The organism is Flavobacterium muglaense (assembly GCF_014305155.1).
GTDB lineage: Bacteria > Bacteroidota > Bacteroidia > Flavobacteriales > Flavobacteriaceae > Flavobacterium > Flavobacterium muglaense.
Map to the genome: position 1 here is coordinate 1 of NZ_JACRUK010000081.1, position 6826 is coordinate 6826.

Sequence of the window (6826 nt, forward strand, 5' to 3'; positions counted from 1 at the left end):
AACCGCTCAATTTTCGGCTTAACGAAAACTTGATGCGAAACGATAATTCCACTAAATTCCAGCTATATCAAAACAGCGGTTATGTGATGTTTTTTTATAAGTCCGCAATTTCTGTTATTGAATCTAATTCTAAAAAGCTAGTCAAACTTTCTGGAAGGAAATCAATTCCAAAAACTTCAATTTCTTGCAGTCGGTTCCATATATTTAAACTGTTTTTATCATTACTTTCATAACCAATAACTCCTTCAAGTTTTGGAATATTAAAATGAATTTTTTCTATTCCTGCGCTTTTTAATAAGTTAAAATTTGTTGTGATTATTCCTTTGGATGTAGAATTTCTGTTTTCAAATTCATCTAATAAATATAAATCACTTTCTTGCAATTCAGTTATTTCTCCAAAATTATTCAGTTCTTCTATGATGTCAATTTCCATGTCTAAGTCATTTATCAAGAAATAATCTAGACCAAAATGCTTACATAGTTTTAATAAGTATAAGGCAGTGGCTTTTCCGTGATGCGGAAGAATAGAAATATTTCTAAAATTTAGATATGCTTTAGAAAAATTGTAATCTCCTGTAATTTCATAGATTGTTTTTTCAAAAGCATGTGTATAACAAAGTAGGTCATTTGGGCCTTCGACAAGAATTACTTTTCTACTGAATAGAATTTTGTTTAGGTTTGGTTCAATAGATTTTATGTAACTATTAAAGTTATTTATTTGTACAATATTTTCAAAATTTGGTTCTTCCTCAGTATTATTATATTTACAAACTGTTCTTTTTTCATTTTCATCAAATTCTAACCTTATGATGCTTTTCGTATCAAATATATCAATCATCTTATCAGAATGAGTTGTGTAAATAACTTGATGACCTTTATTAGCCAACGGACATAAAACCATTTTATAAAAATATTCTTGATGGTTTTCATGTAAAAAACTCTCGGGTTCTTCAAATAAAAATATACACTTATCTTCGGTATTTGTTTCGGCAATTGCTTGGATAACGGCCATTACAAACATGGAAATAAAGCCATCTCCAAATTGCTCGATTGGTATTAAATTTTCAGAATTTCCATTTAAACCAATTTTGAATAACATTTGTAGAAATATATCTTCATAATTCGGCAATCCAAATTCAACATGACAATCATTATTTCTTAAATTGGTGCTATAGTTGAATCTAATTTTTTCGATAAAACTTTGCAGAAGAGAGTCTCTTAATACATTTTCTGTTGCTTCTTTAGTCTGCCTGTCAAATTCTACTTTTTTATCAACTAAGATAGAATCCGTTTCAACTAATTTATGGATGTGTTTTGCTAAGAATGTTGATAAATTACCCCAACTTGTTTTCTTTGTTTTTATTTCCTCTTTTATATTGTGAAAATTAATGTAGAATACATTATAATATTTTAGTGCGCCAAAAGATTGCCAATTTTCGTGTTGTCCTGTTGGATCAAGACTTTTAAATTTCGCACCTTCAATTTCAATACCATCTATTTGAATTTCTAATTGCTGATAACCGTTTAAATTTGCTTGCCTGCCATCAAATTTGTTTTCTATTGAACTTTCTAATAGAATTCCGATATTTGGGACATTGTCAATTTGTCTATTATAAAAATCATTAATTGTGAAAGTTTCTTTAGTGGTGTATTTATAACCGATAGAATACAGAATTGCGTTAAGCATATTTGTTTTTCCACTATTGTTATAACCAATAATTGAGATAGGTTTTAAGTAGTCGTTATTGGGGAAATTAAATACGACACGCTCCTTAAAGGACCTATAATTTGCAATCATTAATTTTTTAATTCGTAATTCAGACATAGTTTTGGTTTAAAATATCGCATAACGTCTCGTGGCTTCCCGAAGTGTGGGACTTGATAAGCCTTAACTTTCGGTTAATCACTAAATTTTACAAGTACAAAACTAACATTCAGAAAGCACCAAAGCCCACATTTTGGGAAACCGCTGTTATATGATGCCCTTTTTTTTCATTCCAATTAGCGGTTGCCATTATTCTGTTTGCGGAAGCTATATTTCTAAATACGTAAGTCATATTTCTTTCTGTGGATTGAATAATTCTAAATGCGGTTGAAATAATTCTAAACGCAAAGAAGATAAATCTTATTGCGGTAGCAATAAGTTTGTTTGCGGAGCAAACAATTCTTTCTGCGTTTAGTATATTTCTTTTTGCGGTTTGCATAATCTTAAAAGTGGGTTGTACTTTTCTGTTTTGGGTTATGTTATTTTTTTGCTTTCTTAAATTCTATTCCTTTTACTTGGGCAAATTCTGGACTTGATGCTCCGTAAAGTGATTTGATGTATTTCTTTACTTCGGTTGCTATTTCTACTAATCCTGTACTGTCTGCATATAATGTAGTGTTTCTTGCAATTCTTGAATTGCTGATATTTGTATATGCAGTTGCAACTCCATTGTTTTTGGCGGTTAGGTCGGCTTGCAATGTTGTAAGCGTTGCAATTGCTAAAGCTGTTTCGTTTGGTGCGTAACTTGGCTCTGATTGTAAAACAGAAGTTAGACCTGACAAATGTTGTATTTGTTGGTCATACGATTGCTGACTTGTTGAAATTGTTGCTGGTGCTGGTGTGTTTGGGTCGATAGGCGTTGTAGCAGTCGATGCTCTTTTGCCTTGCAACTTGCGGTTAAAACCTTTTGCATCTTTTACCATTTGTGCTGTTGCATCGGTGGTTTCTAATGCGTTTACTAATCGAGTTGATAATGCTTTTAAACCGCTGAAAGCGTTTACTCTTTCGTTTACTTTATTATTGTAAGCTGTGTTTTTAGTTACAACATCGGCTAAACTTGTTTGCGATGCTGTGGCTAATGCGTTAAGTTGTGGCAACTTTAATACGTTTTTTGTTGGGTTGTAGGTTGCTCCGTAACCTGTTACGAATGAAATTAAATCTTGAAGATTTGCTACGTTTTTTGCGTGTCCTGTTTCTGATGTAGAAGCCATATTTTTAGTTTTTTAGTTGATTAATATTTATCAAAAATAGTGAAAAAATATTTTTGTAAGAAGTTTGTGTTAATAATTAAAACTTGCTCCAAAACCTATTCCCATATCACTATCGTAATGTGTTGTAATACCAATGTTTCGTTTGATTATATAACGCAATCCTGCCATATATTCTTTGTCGGTATTCCACATTAAACTCATTCGTAAGCGTTTGGAAACTGGAATGTCTTTTCGTTCAAATTGTAATCTTAAATTTCCATCGGTAAAAACTTCGGCTTGTGCTACAATTAGCATTGGTAATGTATAGTTTATACCTGCACTAAAAACAGAACGAATATCTTTGGTGCTTTCTTGCCCAAAAAGGTTTTTTTCTATTTCGCCATCTTCCATTTTTCTGTATCGCCAATCGAAACCTATAAATGGCATTATCCATTGCATTTTTCCAATATATCGTCCAATGTGCGTTTCGGTTTCGTAACCGTGATGGTCATTGTAACCCAAGCGCCATTCTGTTCCAATGCTCCATCGTGTGCTTTGATACATTGCTTCGCCATCGTTTCCGTTGGTTGCAAAATCATTTTCTCCCATAAAATGAAATTTTCTATCGTCGGCAAAAAGTTTGCGTTGTGCCAATCTTGGATTTGGAATTAATGGATTTGGTGCTTGGTTTTCGTAAGTAAAAACTCTGCCCATTCCGCTCATCATATGGTAGAGAATATGACAATGAAAAAACCAATCGCCCTCGACATTGGCGTTAAATTCTAAAACATCGGTTTCCATTGGCATAATATCAATGATGTTTTTGAGTGGTGCGTAGTCGCCTTGACCGTTTATTATTCTAAAATCGTGTCCGTGCAAGTGCATTGGGTGTCGCATCATTGAGCCGTTGTAGATTGTTATGCGTACATTTTCCCCTTTTTTGATTAGAATTTTATCGGTTTCGGAAACTACTTTGTTGTCTAAACTCCAAACATAGCGGTTCATATTGCCTGTAAGTTCAAATTTTAGTTCTCTTATTGGTGCATCTTTTGGAAGCGTTGTTTTGGTTGGCGATTTTAACATTGCGTAATTTAGGGTTACAATGTCTGAAAGTTTATTGCTGTTGTAATCGTCTTCGGTCATTTTCATACCGTCCATTTTATCGGTTTTGGGTTTTGCTTCGCCTGTAATTTCTGGGTACATAACTACATTCATATCCATTTGGTTGTATGACATACTCATTCCCATATCGTCTAAATCTCCGTTCATTTTCATCATTCCGTTCATCATTTTCATTCCGTCAAAATATTTTAGTTTTGGCAAAGGCTCGGTTAATTGTTTAACTCCTTCTCCTATATATACTGATGCGGATTTTGTGCGGTCTTCGGAAGTTGCCAAAAATTCGTAAGCGGTTTTATTGGCTGGAATTGTTACTATAACATCGTAGGTTTCGGAAACTGCAACGATTAATCTATCGACTTCGACAGGTTCGACATCGTTACCATCGTTGGCAACTACGGTAATTTTTCCGCCTGCATAGGTTAGCCAAAAATAGGTTGATGCTCCTGCGTTTGATATTCGTAAACGTACTTTGTCGCCACTTTTGAATTGCGAAAGTTGGCTTTCGTTTTGTCCGTTGATGAGAAATTTATTGTAATAGACATCGCTCACGTCCATTGCGTTCATTCGTTTCCATTCGTTGGTTACTTTGGTTTTGAGGTTTCCGCTTTTTATGGCTTCGGCATAACTTTGGGTTGTGCCTTTTTGAATGGCGAACCAATCGGAAGCGTTGTGCAACATTCGGTGTACGTTTTCGGGTTTCATATCCGTCCATTCGCTTAAAATGATTGGAACGGTTGGCAAATCGTCAATTCCTTTTCTGAAAGTTGGGTCGTCTGCTCGTTTGTTCATAATGAAAGAGCCATACATTCCGATTTGTTCTTGCAGTCCTGTGTGGCTGTGATACCAATGTGTACCGTGTTGGATTATTGGGAATTTGTATAAAAATGTTGTGTGCGGTTTTATTGGCATTTGTGTCAAATTCGGAACGCCATCATATTGATTTGGTAAAAATAAGCCGTGCCAGTGCATAGATGTTTCTTCGTTTAACTCGTTGTGTACATAGATTTCTGCAATGTCGCCTTCGGTAAATGTGAGTGTTGGCATTGGAATTTGTCCGTTTACAGCAATTGCGTGTTTTGGTTTGTCGCCAAAAGTTACGATGGTATCACGCACATATAAATCGTAACGAACGATTTTTTGGGCAAAAACTGATTGAGAAAGAAACAATACTATTATTGCCGTAGGCAATAATAGTATGTTTTTTATTTTTTCATTTTTCATTTTGATAGTTTGAATTAATTGAATAAAAAAGGCGAAGCCTTTTTGGGCTTCGCCAAATTAAATTTATTTGATAGTTTCAACTGTTTTTCCGCAACTCAACATCATTGAACCGAAATAAGGGTTTTTGATTGTGTTTTCTTTGCTTAACCAATCGGCACCTTTTCCGTCGTTTGCCATTGGGCAATGTTGAAAATATGTTGGCGTATCTTGTTTGGAAACTTTTATTAATTCGTAAACGCTTTTTGATAGCGTTGCGAAATGGTCTCTTTGATGTCCTGCATCTTTTGTATCTGAAATATGTTCGGCATCTTCTTTTAGGTTTGCCACAACTTTCATCCACGCCATATGTTCGTCCATTTTTAAAGTTTCCATTTTGACAGCATTAATTGCTGAAATCAATTCTTTTGCTTTTGCCGATGCTGTGTTTCCGTCTGTTTTTACTAACGCATCTTTTAGAGTAAAATAATTGTCGAAAATTGGTTTTAGTTGTGATGCTTCTTGATTTTCGGTCATTGTCATTCCAGTCATTTCTGTTTTTGGGGTTTCTGTTTTTACGATTTCTTTTTTTGGTCTATCGTATTGACAACATTTGTCTAATTTAGAATAGGTTTTGTCTGGAGCAAGAAATTTATCACTGTCGTAACCTACTAATGCAATACGTTTAAGTATTTCGTCTTGATTGTTTTTTTTAGCATCATATATTAAGGTTGCTATTTGGGTTTTGTCGTCCCAAGTTACTTTGGCAATACTTTTTATATTTCCTGCTTTTTCGATTTTATTTTTGCACTTATCACAGTTGCCGTAGATTTTTACAGTTTCTGTTTTTGCGTTTTTAATTTGTGCCTCGCACGATGTGAATGATAACAATACAGTAATTGCTACCAATATTTTTGATATTAGTTTCATTGTGATAATATTTAATTTTTGTAAATAATAATTGTTTTAAGCAAAGTATTTGCTTTTGGTTTGACGGTTTTATGGCTGTCAAAAAAGTATTTAGCCTATTTTAGGAATGAGCCAAATGGAAGTAAAACCAGATGAAATATTGGTTTTTGAGTAATAGAAGTTTTGTTTTTGGAGAGAAAAATCAAAATTATTTGTGTTGAATTTAATATCGTTGTACGAAACTATACTGAAATTTACTGATGAAGTTGTGCAGTTTGAGTGCCCGCATTTTCCTCCGCAACTATTGTCTTTGTTTTTTGAGTGATTATTGCAACAGTTTTTTTTCTCTGTTTTAGATGAAGTTTCTTTTTTGCAACACGATTTTTCGGTTTTAGTGCCACACGCATAACTTAACGTTGGCGACAAAAAGAAGCCAATTGTTAGAATTATAATTATTATGTGTAACCGTTTTTTCATTTAGCAAATATAAGGCGTAATTTTGAAATATTATGTTAATTTTTTAGCAGGATTTTTTCAACGGTTCGTGTAGCTCAAGGGTATCATATAACGGTCTACGCTTGTAGTCTGTTGCGGACTTCGAAGACGATTATTTTTGGCTATACGAAAATACGAATAAAAAACG

Annotated in this window: 5 protein-coding genes; all 5 read right to left on the reverse strand. The window is 33.8% G+C overall.

The features are described 5' to 3' along the window. Nucleotides 1-94: 94 nt before the first annotated feature. A complete protein-coding gene (locus H8R24_RS17320; protein WP_187021566.1) occupies nucleotides 95-1825 on the reverse strand; it encodes an ATP-dependent nuclease in 1731 nt (576 codons plus the stop codon). A gap of 109 nt (nucleotides 1826-1934) precedes the next feature. Then, nucleotides 1935-2204: a hypothetical protein gene (locus H8R24_RS17325; RefSeq protein WP_187021568.1), complete on the reverse strand. Its 270-nt coding sequence runs from the start codon at nucleotides 2202-2204 to the stop codon at nucleotides 1935-1937. Nucleotides 2205-2244: 40 nt separating this feature from the next. Next, on the reverse strand, nucleotides 2245-2976 hold the full coding sequence (locus H8R24_RS17330; RefSeq protein ID WP_187021570.1) for a hypothetical protein: 732 nt from the start codon (nucleotides 2974-2976) through the stop codon (nucleotides 2245-2247). A gap of 69 nt (nucleotides 2977-3045) precedes the next feature. After that, nucleotides 3046-5298 (reverse strand): multicopper oxidase domain-containing protein, encoded by a 2253-nt coding sequence (locus H8R24_RS17335; protein ID WP_187021572.1) that lies wholly within the window; start codon nucleotides 5296-5298, stop codon nucleotides 3046-3048. Nucleotides 5299-5361: 63 nt separating this feature from the next. Next, nucleotides 5362-6204 carry a DUF3347 domain-containing protein gene (locus H8R24_RS17340; RefSeq protein ID WP_187021574.1) on the reverse strand — a complete coding sequence of 281 codons (843 nt, stop codon included), beginning with the start codon at nucleotides 6202-6204 and terminating at the stop codon, nucleotides 5362-5364. Nucleotides 6205-6826 lie beyond the last annotated feature (622 nt).